This window comes from Chloracidobacterium sp., from assembly GCA_016720705.1.
Taxonomy (GTDB): domain Bacteria; phylum Acidobacteriota; class Blastocatellia; order Pyrinomonadales; family Pyrinomonadaceae; genus OLB17.
In genome coordinates this window covers 346,212-364,617 of record JADKKB010000007.1, presented here as the reverse complement: position 1 = coordinate 364,617, position 18,406 = coordinate 346,212, and the positions used below count along the sequence as shown (strand labels likewise).

Here is an 18,406-nt window from a genome sequence, read left to right as displayed (position 1 = left end):
TTGATAGCTCAATAAAAAGCAGATCAGGATAATGCACATTTACCCTGATCTGCTCACATCTCTTTTACCTTACTGCTACTCGTTGACCATTACAGTTACCGGGTCGATCATCGAGGCACGCCAGGCAGGATAGAGAGCACCGAAGAGGCTACCGCCGATGGCGATCACGACCGCCGAGATCATCCAACCAGCATTGAACTGAAACGGCAGCTCAAATTTGTAACCGATCGCCCACGACGCAATAAACGATGTCGCAAACCCCAGGATCGTGCCCAGCAACCCGATCATAAACGCCTCGCCCTCGATCACCTTGATGATAAAGCTCTTGGACGCGCCGAGCGATTTGAGGATGCCGATCTCCTTCCGGCGTTCGGTGATGGTCGTGTACATCGAGAGCAGCACGAAGATGGTCGAGACAAATGCCCCGAGCCCGACCAGGACCCGCAGAAACGTGTTGAGGCCCGGAATGCGTTCCTGAGCGTCGATCACGAGTTCACGTGTGAGATTGACCTTGTTGCCGGGAAGTTTGGCGTTGATCGCCGCGGCGACAGCGTCCGTGTCCGAGCCGTCTTTTAGTTTGACGAGAATGTATGTGCATTTGTCGGCCGCCCCGAGTGCGGCCTGCATCGCTGCGAGCGACATCTTGATCCGCGAACCTGACGGCGGCTCAAAAACGCCGACGACCTTATATTTTTTACCGCCAAAGAGATCGATCTCGTCGCCGAGCGATACTTTGTCTTCGCGAAACTGACGGTTGTCCAGTATGACTTCGTCCACCGCAACTGCCCCACGTCCGCTGACCAGGTGCATATCGTTCATCGCCGCAAACGGTTCCCAATCGACACCATCGAGCTGCAAAACGCCAAAGCGGCCTTTGGTATTCGGCGTTATGTATCGCCCGACCGGAACGACCGACGCGACGCCGTCGATACCTCGCAATTTCTCGACGTATGCAGTATCGACGTTCATATTCGAACTCGTAAACTCCATCCCGCCGGCACGCGAAAACACGATCTCGGCCTTCCAGTTGGTCGCCCGTTTGGCCATATCGGTGGTCATTCCGCGGGCGAGACCCGTGAAAAGAACGACAAGAACGACGCCGAGTGCCACTCCGATCACGCTGATCAGGGTGCGAAACGGCCGAACACGTAAGTTTGCAAAAACCAATTCGAGCATTGTCTAAATATTCTTGATCCCGCGGCGTTCACGATACGAATACCGCACCTTGGCCAGAGCCACGGCCAGCATCATCAGGATCACGCCGTCGATCCCCCAGTACTTCAGGATCCCAAGATCCTTTCCGCCGCCGTATGTCCAGATCGACCTATTTGCGACGGCCCAACAAACCATTTGAGTAAAGACACCCCAGGCAACAAATGCGATCGCCGCCGCCCCAAAGGCTCCGCGTCGCAGCAGATCCAGGATCTCGTCGGGAATGAAAGCCATAAAATCCCAAACGAGCTTTGGCAGCCTTGAGATGTCGCTAAATAGCGAACGGCTCTCGTGCTCGCCGACGATCAGCACGTTTCGCCGCATAATATAGAATGCAAAAAGCGACGAAAAGATCGAAAAGCAGATCGAGCGGACTATGGCTTTGTCAGTATAATCGGCCGTTTCCGTGAAATGGACAAATCCCGATTGCACTCCGTACTCAAATAAATGGCTGACCAGCGGCACGACCAAGAGGATCGATACGGCCGCCTTCCACGCGGGCTCGACCCGCCGCATCGCCTGTATTAGATATCCCGTCAGCCCCGCAAATAGAAATCGAAAAACAAACTGTACGGCCGCCGCCGCGAGCGCCAGCTTGAGGCTCTCACGGGCAGCGAGATACGTTATCAAAAAGATCGGAGCTCGAAACGCAGAGCTCAGTATCGCACCTTTGTAGTTCCAATGACGGATAAACAAGCTCGGTTCGTGCAGCAACGCCAGCCACGCCTCGCGGATGGTCGGTGGTGTCGTTACGGCCGGAGCCTCTTGAATTACGATCTCGGTCATTTGTGCGTTCTTAATCTTTCGTCAGTTCGACGTAATTAAACTTTTTCGAATCTGCTGAGTCGGTAAACAGGTCTTTACGGCTTTGAAAATCGTCAAATATCCGGTCATAAGTTGCGATCAGATTGTCCGTGGACGCTTCACGAGTGTTAGCAAGTGCGGTGCGAAGAGCAAGCTCGGTCTTACGGGCACGAAGTTCCGGGTCGGCAACGACTTCGCGAACCGCTCCGGCAAAAGCTTCGCCCGTCGGTTCGACCAGCCAGGCGTTGTCGTTGGTCGCATACGATAAAATTCCACCGGCATTTGGGGCGACCGTCGGCACGCCGGATGCCATCGCCTCAAGCGGTGCAATGCCAAAAGGCTCACGCGGATTCGGATGCACAAAAATGTCTGCCTTGGCATAGTAACCGGACAAAACACTTTTATCGAGATGCCCGAGTTGGATGATCCGTCCCGGACAATATTTGTCGCTCTGCTGCTGCAGCCATTCTGACTGCGGCCCGGCACCTGCAACCAGCAGACGATAGTCGTGGTCCGGGTCAACGGCAAGCAGTTTCATCATTTCTACGAGCAGGCCAATATTCTTTTCGGGTGAGATGCGCCCGGCGTAGAGCATCATAACGGCGTCGTCGCTGATACCGGTTTTGCGTCGCATCTCGATGCCGATCTCGTCGGAGCCGCGGTCGGGCGAAAATTGCCAAATATCGACACCACGCGGGCACACCAGGATCCGGTCTTTGACCGGAACTCGCGGAGCACCGAAAAACTGCCAGCATTTGTTAAAAAACCACTCAGACCGCTTCGGATTGTCCTCCGCACGATACGAACGGTAAAATTCGTCGGCCGTGTACGCTGAATTTGCGATGTGATAGTCAAAGCTAGGCAAGTTGTAATTGCCCATAACCCGCCGTGCGATCCATTCCCCGATCTTGCCGCCGACTAGAAATGATCCAATATTATCGTCCATCCGCTCGCACGAAAAATGGACCATTACGGGCTGGCCAATCTGTTGGAAATGATGTCCGCGGACCATTACGCCGATCATGCTCAGCGTGTATTTATCGGTCACCTCGATCAGATCGGGCTTTTCGTCCAACAGGATCTTTCGGATCGCCGAATCCGCCAACATATACTGCCACGGCATCATTATTCGATAGCGTTTATCGAAAACAGGCGAGTACTTTGCGGGAACGTAGTAGATCTTTGCGTATTCGTTAACGTCCTCAACCGCGTCGATCTCTCCCGGCACTATCAGACGTATGTATCGCTTATGCCGTTCTGCGGCGGCGAGTAGATTGTTGTACGACGTACTGATCCCGCCCGAGTTCTTGTGATAGTAATTGGTGATGTGGACGGATCTCAGCGGCATTCAGTTTATATAGTGAAAATCGTCAAAAACGATAAACTGAGAGTCTATCACGCAGCCAATAACGCGGCAATGCAGCGAGATTCTGTGAATCTATACAAATTGCCGGAGGGGCGCTCGGTTTAGTGAATGTCAGAGATCGCGGGACTAGGAATCAGTCGCCTTGCGGGCTTTGCGGCGACGGCGCCAGACTAGCGGAAATGAAATGAACTCAAAAGCGATCCAAGGCATCCGGGTAAGGTCTCGCCAGAGTGACTGCTGACTCTCGTCTCTGACAAGCAATGCACCACGGCGCATTGCAAACAGATTGAAAACTGCCGAAATCGCCGAGACGAGTACCGAGATCGAGATCGCCTTTCCCTTGCCGTTGACTCCGGTCTGTTGATCGTAAGCGGTCTGTACAAAATATTCGACTACGTGGCTGAATGCGGCAAGGACTAGCGGAACCGTCAGCACTGCGTGCCAAGGTGGTTCGACACGGCTGAACGATTGAATTATAGATCCGTTTACGCCGCCAAAGATCAGACGAAAAAATGATTGTGTTAGAGCGGCACCAATTGCCAATCTAAGGCCATCCTTCTTAAAAACGTATGTAAAAAAGAATATCGGAGCTCGCAGAAGAGCACTCAGAACCGCCGCCTTCCAATTCCAACGTAAAATGAGTGATTGGAACGGATGGCGGAGCAGACTCAATAAAACCTTGAGGACACTTGTCTCAAATTGCGGGGCGACCACGACGGCGGCTTGTGTAGATTCAGGCATTTGCCTCCGGATTCTTCGACGCGTCGGTTAATCGGATTGCCTCTCGGTAACCATCGTACACGCCCTCAAAGATCGAGTCCCACGAGCTTGACATTGCACTGTCTCGAGACATTTTTTTCATTTCCAAAAGCTTGTCCGGACTATCATAGAGCATCGAAGCGTATGTAACGTAATCGTCCAACGACTTTGCGACAAAACCGGTCTCGCCCTCGCGTACAATGAATTTAGGTCCACCCTTGTCAGACACGATCGCCGGCACACCCGACGCGTGTGATTCCTGCGTCACATTTCCAAACGCATCCGTTTCTGAAGGAAATAGGAATACGTCCATATTCGCGTAAGCCTCGGCTAGATCGTCACCTGAAATAAAACCGGTAAACTCCGCGTTCTTAAGGTGCTGCTGGAGATATTCTCTCTCGTTGCCCTCGCCGACGATCAGCATTTTAATATTTGTTCGCCCAGACTCGATCAGTGCTTTTTCGATCTCGATGAGCGACCTGACGTTTTTTTCGGCACGAAGCCGTCCGACAAAACCGAAGCGGATCACGCCGTCGCTGACGGTACGTTTGGCCGGACTAAATATATCGGTATCTACACCGCGGCCCATCAGGCGCGACTCACGTTTTGTTCGCCGGCCAAGTTCGTTGACCAATTCCTGATTTGGCGAAAGGATCACCTTCGGCATCTTGTAGTAGAATACCGAACCCTGAAATATTTTGCGCTCAGCAAAACTTGCGAGGGGATTTACGAATCCGTTAGGCAAAAAACGTAACAGACGTGTAATGCGGCTGGCCGCAAACTCGTGAATATTGGTATGCCACGAGCCCAGCATCGGGATATTAAGCTTCCAAGCAAGGTACGATCCAACGATACTTACATCGTTCAGGCCTGTAATATGGAGGATGTCGGGCTTAAATTCACGAAGCTGTTGCAGGACTTTTCGAGTATGCCGCTGGAATAGTGGGTCGTATGCAAGCTCTTCGTCAAGCTTAAATGACAGCGGCGACCGCTTTAGCTCTAAATGCGTAACGCTGCCGTCCACCTTAATGCCGGGATCGGGGCCGGCGTGGATGCAGAGGTATGGATGCTCATTTCGGCGGGCGTACTCAACCAGCCTTCGGCAGGTCATAGCCGCTCCGTTCACTTCCAAATAGGAATCGGGGAAGAAGGCGACACGCGGAATTTCATTCACAAATATTCCTGATAACGATCAACGGCGGGAAGGCCTGCCGTTGAATTTAATTAAAATGTCTTGCTAAACCGGTTCCGAAGAAAATTCGCCGGAAATATCGTCGAGTTGAGGAATCTCAAACTCGGTCGCTTCGGGACTCGACGGAATACGGTCCTTTTTCTTTCGGACAGCTCTAAATACCGGCCGAACCGCCGGGCTGCCGAAAAAGCCCAGAGTTTTCACCGCGATGCGAAGCCACGCCGGCCCGCCACGATCCCATCCGTGGGACGAAAGCGGCACAACGCCCTGGCCATCATTTCGGTCATAAAACACGCGATCGAACCATCTCTGCCGATGTTCGGCAAAATCGGGATAGTGACTCAGTATCTCCGAAAATGATTGCAATTGCCGTGAGTGGAGCGGTTGCTCGTACTCCGGCATCAGAGCGACCTCGCTCCGCTTATCAATTCGGATCTCCTCGACAAATTCTTCAAATGTTTCCGCGCGAGTCAGATTGATAACCGTATTTGGTTTGCAACCGTGGCGGTCACCACCGGTTGCAACCGGAATGCCGAGAGCCTCCGCCATTTCAATAACGGCCTTGTTTTCTGACCAACTGCGGAATCCGTTGATCTCAAGTGCGTGGATCCAACGCCCGTGGACACGGAGAAAATCCTTTAAGAGCAGGTCGTGGCGTTCGGCCCCGGCCATCTCGATGTCCCAGATCGGGTGATTTAAGATCACCAGAACGTGAGGCAGATCGTGAAGCATCGAAAAAAGCTCATTCAGGCGTTCCGTATTCTGAACCTCTACATTAAATGTATAGTCCAAGAGCAATTTCGTGATCTCGGTCGCCGAATGCTTAGGCAAATTATGCACGCCGAGGTGAAAATAGCCGTACTCGTACGGGACGGTCCATTCCATCGAAATGGGGATCAATTTGCCCGAGTCGCCGTCTGTGATCGAATAGTTTCCATTTATATGATCGTGATCCGTCAACGAGACAAAGGAATCCAGATTGGCGTCGCCTATCTGTGCGGACTCGATATCGTAAACCATCTGCGGAGTGAGGGGCGGTGACCAATATGCCGATGAAAAGTCAACGCTGTGGCCTTCACGTTCGAGATAACGATCGCGCTCCCTCCGCCAGAAATACGCGATGATCGGCAATTTTGAGGCATAATGCGGCACGAAGTCCAACATTTCCTTTGAGTATTCGGTGTGGCAATGGAGAGAAACGCCGGTCTTTGCACGATCAGAAAGATCCTGCTTTTTTCGGAGAATATTCAATTTTGTTCGTTTCAAATCCATAAGTTGAGGCCGAAATAACTACCCCGTAAAGATATAACGCTAACAAATAACACAGGTAAAGGCAATCGTTATGCGTCCCGAACCACGCTTCGCCTGTTGTGTTTATAATGGTGCAACTTTAGCCGAAAAAGTTGTCACAAAGTTTGCGGTTGCGGTGTTTTGTGTCTAGAAGGCAGATTGATTCGGACAAGGAGACGCTATTATGAGTTGGATTTTTACTATCATATTTTCAGGTTTACTATTTTCTTCAAACGGCAGCACAACAAATGTTCCGGCACCTGACCAGGCCGGTCCTGAGTCGCCGGCAAACGCTACCCGGCAGGACGAAACGGAGCGATTTGAACAGACGTATCCGCTTTCCGCGAACGGCCAGGTCCGGGTCTCAAATGTAAACGGATCGATCGTCGCTGAGGCTTGGGATCGCGACGAGTTCAAACTGGTGGCCCTAAAGACCGCCAATTCAAAGGAAAGGCTCTCGGAAGTCGAGATCAAGGTCGACGCGAAGCCCGACTCGATCACGATCGAAACCAAATACGATAGCTGGAAACAAAAGGGCGGGGAACGCTGGAAAAATAGCGATAAGCTCGTCGTTGACTATCAATTAATGATACCGCGCGGTGCTGTATTGAATGAGATCGAAACGGTGAACGGGTCGGTTACCGTTTCGGACTTTGTGAATATCACCAAAGTCTCAGCGGTCAACGGCACGGTGAAGGCGACGAATCTACGCGGCACCGCGGAACTGTCAACCGTAAACGGCGAAGTCGATGCCGACTTTACAACGCTGGACGCCGGAAGCCGGATTTCACTTGAGACAGTCAACGGTCGTGCCAATCTGAGGATACCGTCCGATGCGAGTGCGACCATCAGGGCCGAGTCGCTTAACGGTAATATATCGAATGACTTTGGCTTGCCCGTCAACAAAGGCAAATATGTCGGCCGCGATCTTTATGGAAAGATCGGCAGCGGTGACGTCAAGGTCAAAATGAGCAGCGTCAATGGTGATCTGAAAGTGTCGCGGCAGAATGACGGACGAACGTCCAGCCCGGCGACCAACTTGCTGATGGAGAAGGATAAAGACGATGAATCCTGGGATAGCGATGCGAACCGAGCCATCGGGATGCCCCGTGTCAATACGGCAAAGGTCAACAAAGAGATCGGAAAAGCAATTAAAGATTCGGCCAAAGTCTCGAAAGCGGCCTTAGAGGAGGCCCGAATCGAAATGGAAAAGGCACGGCCCGAGATCGAGCAGGCAATAACCGAAGCGATGAAATCGGCCGATGTGCAGAATGAACTCAGACGAAATCTCGACCGGGCCGGAGCTATTTTAACCGGAATGTCAGATGCATCGTTTGAGCGATCGGTACCGAAGGTCGAAAAAAAGAGTGAAACATTCAAGGTCAAAGGAACCCCGAAACTGATCGTCGATGTACGCGGGGCGTCCGTTAAGATCACCGGGTGGGATCGGGATGAGATCAAATACTCGATCTCGCAACTCTCAAGCGCCCGCAGCCGAAAGCTACTTGACATCAGCGAAAGACATGACGATTCCGGGTTAGAGCTTACGGTTCGCGATCTCAATGAAGCGGTAAACGAGAGTTGGCCCTTTGAAGGTGGGCTTACGCGTTCAATCGTCGAGATATTTGTCCCGCGAAAAGCCGCGATCAAGCTCTCAACCGATGGTGAGATCAGGCTCGAGGGCATCAACGGTGAGATCGACCTAAAGGGCGATGAGCAGTCTATCAACGTCCGCGATGTCGAGGGAAAACTCCATTTTAGCAATACGAGCGGCAGCGTCCGTGTGATCGGATTCAAGGGCGAACTTACAGCCGAAACCAAAGATGGTGATCTGAATCTCGAAGGTTCGTTTGATAAATTGACCGCGCGGGGTGATTCGGGAAGCATAACCGTCACACTATCTGACGCTTCAAACGCAGATATCGACGCCAAGTCACCGGAGATCAAGCTTCAGGGCCTGTTGGCCACAACGCTCAGCAGCAGCGAATCGTCAAAACGGCTACGCATCGGTAGCGGTGGCCCTACCTATACCGTCACCACTGATGGGGCGATCATCCTCCGCAATTCAAACGAATTGCGTGCTGCAAGATAGATAAAGTTCTCACAAGACATTCCGCCGTCGCAAAATTGAAACTTTCCGACTGACAAATCGTTTTAGACAGTGCCTAATATTAACGTGCCGCGTGAAGTGCACCGCATTTTATCCCCTATATAGTAATGAGATCTTACGCAGCAGTATTTGCAATATTATTATTCTCGCAGTTAGCGATCGGGCAGACGACGTCGACATCAGCTTCTGGGCCTTCATCAACGACTGCCGGAGCGGGGAAGCGAGTCGGCAATATCGAGGTTCCCGCCGAAAAGACAAGGCCCATTGTCGTACCTCGAAATGCCGCTTCGATCGTGATCGACGGTAAGGTCGATGACGCGGCCTGGCAACAAGCGGCTGTATTTAAGGACTTTTATCAGACAAACCCCGGCAATAATACAGCACCGTCAAAACCGACCGAGGTTTTGATGATGTATGACGAAAAAAATCTGTACGTTGCTTTTCGATGCTGGGATGAACCGGACAAGATCAGGGCGACGCTTGCTAAACGGGACAATGTCTTTAACGAAGACAACGTGAGAATGTGGCTCGATACCTACGACGATCAAAGACGGGCATACATCCTTGGGTTTAATCCGCTTGGGATCCAGCAGGACGGCATTTTTACCGAAGGTTCAGGGGCTGATTTTACCGTCGATATTGTAATGGAGTCGAAGGGCGTGATACTCGACTGGGGATGGTCGGTCGAAGCTAAGATACCCTTCAAATCATTGAGGTATTCCGCAGGAAAGGGTAAGTATTGGGGCTTTAATGTTGCCCGTAACATAGATCGGTTTAACGACGAATTTGATCAATGGATGCCGGATGATCGAAATATTTCGGGTACGTTGATCAAGCACGGCAAGATCACAGGGCTCGATGAGGTCAAATATGAACGTACCCTCGAGGTCGTTCCGAGCATCACCGTTTCCCAAACCGGAAATCGAAAAAGGACGATCAACAATGCAGGATTTGGGACTCTGGGCCCGTATGATCCGGTCTTTAACCCGATCGGCATCCGCGATCCAGGCCGCTTCGTCAATGATCCCGTCAAGCCCGACCTAAGCGTAAACCTTAAGTACAATCTTTCGCCGAATGTGACTCTCGACGCCGCTGTGAATCCTGACTTTGCCGAGATCGAGGCTGACGCACCTGTGGTCTCGGCCAACCAGCGTTTCCCGATCTACTTTGAGGAAAAGCGGCCTTTTTTTCTCGAAGGTAAAGATATTTTCAGTTCGCCGCTGCAACCATTTTATTCGCGGACAATTGTCGACCCTGATCTGGCGGCCAAACTAACTGGCAAGATCGGACGCAACACATTTGGCATTTTAGTGGCGTCGGACAATGCCCCCGGCAATTACTCGGATGATGAGCGCGGCGAATTGCTGAACTGCCAACGGGCGAGAGAGTTTGATCCGCCGAATAATAAACGCCGATGTGGCATAGAAGAGTTTATCGACAAAAACGCATTTTTCGGCGTGCTTCGCCTTAAGCGTGATTTTGGGAAAGAAAACAACGTCGGATTCTATGCGACAGCTCGAACATTCCCTAAAAATCGGAACTTTACCGGTGGCTTCGACGGCACCTTTAAGCTTGATCCGAAGACGGTCATGAAGTTTCAGGTTCTCGGGACCCATTCGCGAAAATTCTTTTATGACCCAAATCTCGATCGAGCAAAATATCGGACCGGAAATGGGTTTGGCTATTCATTCAATATCGATTACACGACCGACCGTCACGGTTGGTTCCTCGAAGCCGAAGGCACCACCGCTGATTATCGTACGGATGCCGGATTTACGAGCCGCACCGATACAAACTCGTTCTTTTTTGCCAATCGGGTTAGCACAAAGTCCAACCCCAATGCGACCATCATCCGAGCCAATTGGGTTCAGTTCGCGAAGTATGGACTGGACTGGAAGGGCCGCACGCAATTCGGGTTGGTCGGAAATAATGTGGATCTGAGTTTGCAGGGCAATATGTCAATTCACGCCGAATTCGGCGTTCAATATGAAAAAATCTATGAGCACGAATTTGGTCCAACTCGAAATCCAGCAAATAATCGGCTCGGTGCATTTTTTGGTGATCCTACGCGTTCAGCGACTCAGCCTTATGTCAGCATAAACGCCAACAAGACGGTCAGTAAGCAGTTTTCGATCTACGGATTTGTTGGGTCTATCTTCAACGCGTTCGACTACGATTTTGGCGCCGGACCGAGATATCCGCGTTCGAGTCCCGCGTTTTCGACTTATCTAGGCGGCCCCGAATATCAGACCTACATCGCCGGGCTTTATGCATACCAAGCGGATCCGATAAACAATCCATATCCGAATTTTGCCGAACCGCCACAACTTGATCCGGGTAGCGGATGGCAATTTGATGCAAACGTGGGATTTGAGTATAAGCCGTCTGAACCGCTGAGAATTTCGATGGATTACACTAAGAGTCGTCTAACGCGAAATGATAATAAGAAAACGGCATACGATACGAATATCTTTACCGTGCGATCTACGTATCAGTTCACTCGCTTTATTTATGTCAAGGCACGTTGGGACTACGACACGCTAAATTCGAATGCCAGCGGCCAGTTTCTCTTTGGCTGGAACCCGAATCCGGGTACGGCTTTCTACGTCGGGTATAACGATAACTTCAACTACAAGGGATACAGCCCATTTACCGGGCAGTTCGAGCCCGGATTTGAAAGAAACAGCCGGACATTTTTCTTACGAGCATCGTACCTTTTCCGTAAAAGCTTTTGATCTAACTTAAACATCGATAGGTCGGGCGACAGGGCAAATTTCCTGTCGCCCTTTTTCGTGCTGTACAACCTCGGCCTAAGAATCCACAAAATACGCATAACACGTTATGCGAGCTCTTAAGTATGCCTGTGGAAAAAATCGATAAAATTCTGTAAAAAATCTCTTGTATTAATTCAAGTATTGCTGTATAACTTACTCTAGAAAAATTGGTTTACGTTCTCTACCACAACAAAAGCAAAGGAGTTCTTATGAAAATCGCAAAGAGTATTCTCGTGGTGTTTTTGGGATTGGCCTTAAGCAATGTCTTACTAGCATTGGCTCTGGTCACCCCGGTAAACGCACAGGCCAAGGATCTGAACATCGCCCTCCAGCGTGGATATCGGACAGGTTATTCTGACGGATATATGTCCGGTTACCGTGACACGATCGACAGCCTCGCCAAAAACTATTCGCGTCACGCCGACTACACAAAGGCCGACCGGGCGTTTAACCGCGATTATGGAACGGTCGAGGATTACCGCGACGGATACCAACAGGGGTTTGAGTCGGGCTATAACACGGGATTTGAAAAGCGTTCATTTGAATCAGCCTTGCCTACGAATATCAAAAAGCGAGGGATGATCCCGACCGGTTCGCAAAGCAATAGCGTGATCCCTGAAAACAATGTTGCAGAGAATCGTGTCGCGACAACTGCCGCAACCCAGACCGAAGTTAACTACGCTGTCAGTGATTCGCCCGTTAATACCTTTGTGACACAAAGCGGAGCGATAGTGATCATTCCGCGCGACACCGAGCTTTTGCTCGAATTGCAAGAGGATCTTAGCACCGACAAAAGTCGTGAGGGGGAGAAATTTACGGCAAAGGTCGTGTCGCCGTCCGAGATCGCAGGAGCGATCATCGAGGGGCGTGTGTCGAGGATCAAATCTCCGGGTAGGATCAAACGGCGTTCAGAGCTACAGCTTTCATTCGACCGCATTTTGTTAAATGAAACGCGATGGAGCAACTTTAATGCGACCCTTACCGAAGTAATGCCGGTCAAGGGCGACAATATCAAGGTCGTTAACACTGAAGGTACGGCCGTGGGCAAGAGCTCATATAAGAGCGATGGCATCAAGATCGGCGGGGCAACCGGTGCGGGGCTTGTCGTCGGTGCAGTAGTGGCAGGGCCGGTCGGTGCGGCGGTCGGAGCAGGGCTCGGAGCAGCTTTTGGTGTCGGAGCCGTCGTTATCGAGCGCGGAAAGCACATCAAGTTGAATCGAAATCAACAGCTGCGTATCAAGACCGCGTACGAAACTCAGATCAGATAGATAAAGTTTTACTTACCGGCAAACCATTTGTGAGTGTAAGAGCATCTCTATTTTGTAAGGTTTTATCCACGAATTCGAAGCAAGCCTTGTGTGGTTCTCCTTTGGAGGCTTGCTTCGAATCGTGGGTAATTTTTTTATACTTCCTCAACGTGGTCGACAGCGGAAACGATCTTCACACGGGAATTGGTGCTTTTGAAATTTCGGCTCTTTGGGGTGATGAAGTACTGACATCAGCTCTCGCAAATTTACGGTAGGCCCCCGCCTTACTTGTAACAACGGCCAACCTCATTATAAAATGACTGTTTGGATAAAAACGCAAATTTAATAGAGAGTCGATATTAAAATGAGTACAGCAACCGAATCATCAGCAACCGCCGGCCTTCGCGGAGTCGTGGCAGCTCAAAGTGCCATCGGCGACGTGGATGGCGAGAAGGGAATTCTTATATATCAGGGTTATGACATACACGATCTCGCCGAACACTCAACGTTCGAAGAGGTCATATATCTCTTGTGGCACGGAAGACTGCCGAAACAGGATGAGCTTGATGGACTGAAAGCCGAGCTGCGAGCAAACTATGAGGCTCCGGCTGAGGTTATCGCGTTAATGAAGCAATTTCCGAAAGACGCTGATCCGATGGACGTACTTCGGACGGTGGTCTCGGCGCTGGATTTTTACGACAAGGACGGACACGGGACCGACCGGGCGAGAGCGACCAAGGCGGCGACCAAACTTACCGGGCAGATCGGAACCATCGCCGCGGCCTGGGATCGGATCCGTAATGGAAAGGAAGTAATCGCGCCGGATCACGACCTTAGCATCGCGGCCAACTACTTGTATATGACCCGCGGTGAGCGTGCGGACGCCGATGAAGAAAGGATGTTCGACGTCTGCCTCATTCTCCACGCCGATCACGAGCTAAACGCTTCGACATTTACGACACGCGTCGTTTCCGGAACACTGGCCGGAATGTACGGTGCTGTGACTGCAGGCATCGCCGCCCTCGCCGGACCACTGCACGGCGGAGCCAACACCAATGTTATGAAGATGCTCCTCGAGATCGGCAGCCCTGAAGCCGTGGACGGATGGCTCGACAAGGCACTCGAAGAGAAACGTAAGATAATGGGCATCGGACACGCCGTGTACAAGACTGAAGATCCGCGTGCTACATGGCTTCGCAAATATTCGCGTCATATGGGCGAGAAAAAGGGCGAGATGAAGTGGTACGAGATGTCGCAGCGGATTGAGCACCTTATGCTTGAGAAAAAGGGAATGCACCCGAATGTCGATTTTTACTCGGCATCGACGTATTACCTGATGGGGATCGCTCTCGATATGTACACTCCCATCTTCGCCGTCAGCCGAATTTCAGGCTGGACGGGCCACATTCTCGAGCAGTACGCTAATAACAAACTCATTCGGCCGCGTGCTGAGTATATTGGAGCACGCGATCTCAAATACGTACCGATCGCCGAACGATAATAACTAACGTCAGACTGCAGAAGTCAGGAGCACGGCAGCCTCACACGGGTTGCCGTGCTTTTTTGCTCAAATATGCTGCGGAGCGTAATTCGACACACGTTCCCGGTCAGCGTAAAATCAGTTTATAAAATGAATCAATCAGGAACAATCAAGTCGGTCGAGCCTAAATACGCGATACCTGGAGCGGAGATTGCCATCGAAATCGATGGTTTTTCGGCAAATATGCGTGGCGGCAATGGAGTATTTGTCGGAGGGGAAAAGTGCCGGATTGTTGCGGCATCATCGTCCAGGGTGTTGGCCGTCGTTCCCGACATTGTCGGGTCGATACATACTCAGATCCATTTAGAGGTCGAGGGCAGGCAAAGCGAACCATTCCCAATTGTGATCGGCAAGAAACTAGCCGGCGGGATGCATATAGTCGCCAATCCCGCCGTTGATCCGCTGGATGATGCACTAATACTTACGCGTTCAGGTTCTCGCGGCCAACAACTCGATGAAACACTGTTTCGGCTTGAGCCGGATGGATTTCTCGATGATATGCCCTACGAGATACTTAATCCGACCGGTATCGCTTTTGACCGCGAGGGCAGAATGTTTGTGACAAATCGAGCCCGCGGCGAGGTTTATCTGATGGACCGTGATGGGACTAGCTCGGTTTACGCGACCGGGTTAGGGGTAGCGACGGGGATCGCCTTCGACAAAAACGGCGAGATGTATGTCGGCGACCGCTCAGGGACGATACATAGGGTTAAGGAATTAGGTATCGTCGAAACTTTCGCCGTTATTGAGCCGTCTGTTGCGGCATATCATCTGGCTTTTGGCCCGGATGAGCAGTTGTATGTCTCGGCACCCGGACTCGCTAGTTTTGATGCTGTTCACGTGATCGACCACGAGGGATTTGACGAGCGATTTTTCCGCGGGCTCGGTCGCCCGCAAGGCCTGGCATTCGACAAAGCGGGAAATCTCTACGTTGCAGGCTGTTACAGGGGCCATCACGGCATCACACGAATTTTACCGGATGGCTCTGCCGGCGAGCATTTCGTCGCTGGAAACAATGTTGTCGGCCTTTGCTTTACGCGAAAAGGCGAGATGATCGTCGCGACAAATGACAGCGTCTACTCGATCCCGTGCGGAATTGAGGGCGTGTTGCTTGGATAAGAGGTTTTGCGGATCCGGTGATCAGTTTGGCGTATGCATAAGTTTCTAAGTTGTGTGTTGATCGCTACGTGCCTTGCTGTTCCCGCTTGTGAGCGGGCAGAGAAGCTCGCAAAGGGCTTTCCGACGCCTCCACCCGAAGTGGTGACACCGACTAAACCTTTAAGTAATATCGAATTTAAGCCTGACCCGGAACTGCTAAAGCAGATCGAGTCGATCGCTGCCGAGGCAAAGGGCAAGGTCGGGGTTGCGGCCGTCGAACTTGAATCCGGCAGGAGCGTTTCGCTGAACGGCGATCAGCGGTTTCCGATGCAGAGCGTCTATAAGTTGCCGATTGCGATGGCAATGTTATACACAGTTGATGCCGAAAAGTTTGCCCTCGATGAGCAGATCGGCGTCACGCCGGTCGATATGGTCGGCCCGGATCAGCATTCGCCGATCCGCGACAAGTTTCCCAACGGAACCGCTCTCACCGTTTCAGAGTTGATCAGATCTGCGGTGTCCGAAAGCGATGGAACGGCTAGCGATGTCCTGATGCGTCTGATCGGTGGTGCTGACGAGATCCAGCTTTATTTGTCTGCTATCGGCGTTAAGGACCTGGCGGTGATCAGTACTGAAAAGGAGTTAGCAAGCGATCCGCAAGCTCAGTATCTGAATTTTATTACGCCGAATTCGGCAGTAACATTGCTTAGAAGTCTGCACGAGGGGAATGGGATCTCGGCCGAAAATCGTGAGCTGCTGTTAAAGTTAATGGTCGACACCGGCACCGGTGCGAAACGGCTAAAAGGTCTTTTGCCGCCGGCAAATGTGGTTGCACATAAGACGGGAACGTCGTCGACAAAGGACGGTATTACGGCCGCAACTAACGACATCGGCATTATTACAATGCCCAACGGCCGACATATCGTGATCGCCGTTCTCGTATCTGACTCGCCCGCGGACGAAAAGACCAGGGAGGCTGTGATCGCAAAGATCGCTAAGGCGGCGTGCGATCGTTGGAGCAATTAGAGAAACTCGGGTACGTCACAAAGATCAAGATTCATTTCAGATTTATCGGGTCAACATACAGGGCCATTTCAACATCCAACTAGGTCGGTGTATTATGAAAATGAAAACTTTCTAGAAGTGTAGGCGGCGCAGTCAACTGTTTAATCAGTATAATTTCGATCAGGCTGGAGGATATGTCGATGAAGAAAAATTCGATCTTAACGATCATTGCAGTAGTTTTGGCAGGCGGCTTTGTATTTGTGGTCAGTGGACTTACCGGATCTCGGATAAGTGCACAGAAAGCAGATCCAAAGCCTATGCCAGACGTAATTACGCTAGCTAAAGAAGCAAAGCTCGGTCAGGTCACATTCGACCATAAGAAACATACGGGTGGTACCTATACTATCGATCAGAGTGGAGCCATAGCGTGTATAGCGTGCCACCACACGGCACGTCCGGCGGCCGACATCGTGAAATTTCCGCCGCTGAAGACCGCTTGGCCTGCGGATCGAACGACAACATTGACGGCTGAACTTTATGCGAAGGATCCTGCCGGTGCCGGAGCAAATGCGTGTCGAGATTGTCACGCACGCACCGGTGATAAGCCGAAGTTGCTGGATGCGATCCCTGAAGTCAAACACGAAGGAAGCGCAGCGGTAATTTCGCTCAACAATCAGCAGGCATATCATCGAACGTGTGCCGGATGCCACACTGAGGTCAAAAAGACGGTGCCGACGACCAAAGGGCCGACGACCACACAGTGCACGATGTGCCATAAGAAGTCGGCATAGCTAGTACACGATCAAAGGTAAAGGGACGGGCAATATCGCCCGTCCCTTTTTTCGTTTTCTCAGAGTGCAGGACTAATTCTTTCCGGCGCGAATGTCAGCGATCCGCTTCTCGAATGACGCAGTGTCTGCTTTATCTGCTTTGCCTCTAGCGATCGCGGCATCAGCCACAGCGAGGCCACTTTCTCTGCGACCCATTGCGAACAGGATGTTGGCTTTTCCTGAAAGATTGCCAAACGTCTCTTTAGCTTTGATCGACTCGTCGGCGGCCTTTAGCGCCTGTTCGAACCAAGCTGAGGCAACGTCGTTTTGCTTGTTTTGCGACGCGTATTGTGCCGCCCTGAACGGCGTACGCCAATCATCGGATTTAGCCGAAGCGAGCACCGCTTTTGCATTCTTGAGCGTCGCTACCGGCACATCGACCGAGATCGTGAAAGGTACCCAGATCTTTTCCCAAAGGATATTGACCGTTGCCGAATTCTCGGTCACGGGGTCGATGGTGAATAGCATCCATTCCTGACTGTGTGGTGAGGATTGGGGCTTTGCCTTGACACGGAGTGTGTCCTTCTTGGCATCGTAACTGAAGCTGCCCCACTGATTGGCAACGGAGTTAAAGACAACCGTCCATTCGGTCTTGCCCGGGATCGTATGCAGACTGTATGCTCCGGCCGCGAGCGGTTGACCGTTGATCATCACATCATCAGTAATGATGAACTGCGTCGCATCATTAGCCCCGGTGCGCCAAACGTGACCGTAGGGCACCATCGGTGCGTCAGCGGCCCGCGTATTGCCATTATCAAGCGTCGCTTCACCCTTGGCGTTTAGTTCGGCCGTAGCGTCGCCCCAGACCTTTCGGCCCTTTACGCCCGGACGAAAATAATTGATCGTCACATCCGTGACACCGATCGTTTGCGTCACGCTTGCCTTTTGACTGGCATTAGGCATTTTCAAAGCGCCGGCCTGGGCCGACGCGATAGTCGCAGCAAACACTAAAGCGACAGCGGACAGAAATATAGTATTGAAGATTTGTTTCATCGACATTATTACTGGTCTCCTAAAGGTATTGTTACGTACTTAGTATGACGCCCGCGTAGGCGAGTTTCAACTTACAGATGCCAGATCTCCATTCGATCATCCGGAAAAACGGCTGATATGGTTGAACGGCCATCCCAAATGGTGTCTGCATATTAGGCGGATCGGCACTTTGCTCAGCAAATGGCG

General features: G+C 51.5%; 14 protein-coding genes. 7 read left to right on the top strand and 7 right to left on the bottom strand.

The genetic code is table 11. The features are described from left to right. Positions 1 to 75: 75 nt before the first annotated feature. The 6 genes from IPQ00_08805 to IPQ00_08780 all read right to left on the bottom strand — a co-directional run bounded on the left by IPQ00_08805 (position 76) and on the right by IPQ00_08780 (position 6,599). On the bottom strand, positions 76 to 1,176 hold the full coding sequence (locus IPQ00_08805; protein MBL0240657.1) for an ABC transporter permease: 1,101 nt from the start codon (positions 1,174 to 1,176) through the stop codon (positions 76 to 78). A 3-nt stretch (positions 1,177 to 1,179) separates the two neighbouring features. Continuing rightward, positions 1,180 to 1,998, bottom strand: a complete 819-nt coding sequence (locus IPQ00_08800; GenBank protein ID MBL0240656.1) for a hypothetical protein — start codon at positions 1,996 to 1,998, stop codon at positions 1,180 to 1,182. Positions 1,999 to 2,008: 10 nt separating this feature from the next. Beyond that, complete coding sequence (locus IPQ00_08795) at positions 2,009 to 3,364, bottom strand: glycosyltransferase (protein MBL0240655.1); 1,356 nt, start codon at positions 3,362 to 3,364, stop codon at positions 2,009 to 2,011. 144 nt (positions 3,365 to 3,508) lie between these two features. Beyond that, the gene (locus tag IPQ00_08790) at positions 3,509 to 4,123 is read right to left on the bottom strand and encodes a hypothetical protein (protein MBL0240654.1); all 615 of its coding nucleotides are present in this window, start codon (positions 4,121 to 4,123) and stop codon (positions 3,509 to 3,511) included. Beyond that, positions 4,116 to 5,315 carry a glycosyltransferase gene (locus IPQ00_08785; GenBank protein MBL0240653.1) on the bottom strand — a complete coding sequence of 400 codons (1,200 nt, stop codon included), beginning with the start codon at positions 5,313 to 5,315 and terminating at the stop codon, positions 4,116 to 4,118. The genes IPQ00_08790 and IPQ00_08785 overlap by 8 nt, the downstream gene beginning before the upstream one ends. A 63-nt stretch (positions 5,316 to 5,378) precedes the next feature. Further along, on the bottom strand, positions 5,379 to 6,599 hold the full coding sequence (locus IPQ00_08780; GenBank protein ID MBL0240652.1) for a hypothetical protein: 1,221 nt from the start codon (positions 6,597 to 6,599) through the stop codon (positions 5,379 to 5,381). A 208-nt stretch (positions 6,600 to 6,807) separates the two neighbouring features. Between IPQ00_08780 and IPQ00_08775 the strand changes: the two genes are divergently transcribed. From IPQ00_08775 to IPQ00_08745, 7 genes are all read left to right on the top strand, one after another. Further along, the gene (locus IPQ00_08775) at positions 6,808 to 8,715 is read left to right on the top strand and encodes a DUF4097 family beta strand repeat protein (GenBank protein MBL0240651.1); all 1,908 of its coding nucleotides are present in this window, start codon (positions 6,808 to 6,810) and stop codon (positions 8,713 to 8,715) included. A 125-nt stretch (positions 8,716 to 8,840) separates the two neighbouring features. Continuing rightward, positions 8,841 to 11,468 carry a carbohydrate binding family 9 domain-containing protein gene (locus IPQ00_08770; GenBank protein MBL0240650.1) on the top strand — a complete coding sequence of 876 codons (2,628 nt, stop codon included), beginning with the start codon at positions 8,841 to 8,843 and terminating at the stop codon, positions 11,466 to 11,468. A 248-nt stretch (positions 11,469 to 11,716) separates the two neighbouring features. After that, the gene (locus tag IPQ00_08765; GenBank protein MBL0240649.1) at positions 11,717 to 12,775 is read left to right on the top strand and encodes a hypothetical protein; all 1,059 of its coding nucleotides are present in this window, start codon (positions 11,717 to 11,719) and stop codon (positions 12,773 to 12,775) included. A gap of 343 nt (positions 12,776 to 13,118) precedes the next feature. Further along, complete coding sequence (locus IPQ00_08760) at positions 13,119 to 14,255, top strand: citrate synthase (protein MBL0240648.1); 1,137 nt, start codon at positions 13,119 to 13,121, stop codon at positions 14,253 to 14,255. A gap of 129 nt (positions 14,256 to 14,384) precedes the next feature. Further along, complete coding sequence (locus IPQ00_08755) at positions 14,385 to 15,413, top strand: gluconolaconase (protein ID MBL0240647.1); 1,029 nt, start codon at positions 14,385 to 14,387, stop codon at positions 15,411 to 15,413. A 33-nt stretch (positions 15,414 to 15,446) separates the two neighbouring features. Next, entirely contained in the window at positions 15,447 to 16,418 is a 972-nt protein-coding gene (bla, locus tag IPQ00_08750; protein ID MBL0240646.1) for a class A beta-lactamase, read from the top strand. 179 nt (positions 16,419 to 16,597) lie between these two features. Next, positions 16,598 to 17,188 carry a cytochrome c3 family protein gene (locus IPQ00_08745; GenBank protein ID MBL0240645.1) on the top strand — a complete coding sequence of 197 codons (591 nt, stop codon included), beginning with the start codon at positions 16,598 to 16,600 and terminating at the stop codon, positions 17,186 to 17,188. Between the two features lie 72 nt (positions 17,189 to 17,260). On the opposite strand, the gene IPQ00_08740 is transcribed toward IPQ00_08745, so the two are convergent. Next, on the bottom strand, positions 17,261 to 18,226 hold the full coding sequence (locus IPQ00_08740; GenBank protein MBL0240644.1) for a DUF2911 domain-containing protein: 966 nt from the start codon (positions 18,224 to 18,226) through the stop codon (positions 17,261 to 17,263). Between the last annotated feature and the right edge of the window lie 180 nt (positions 18,227 to 18,406).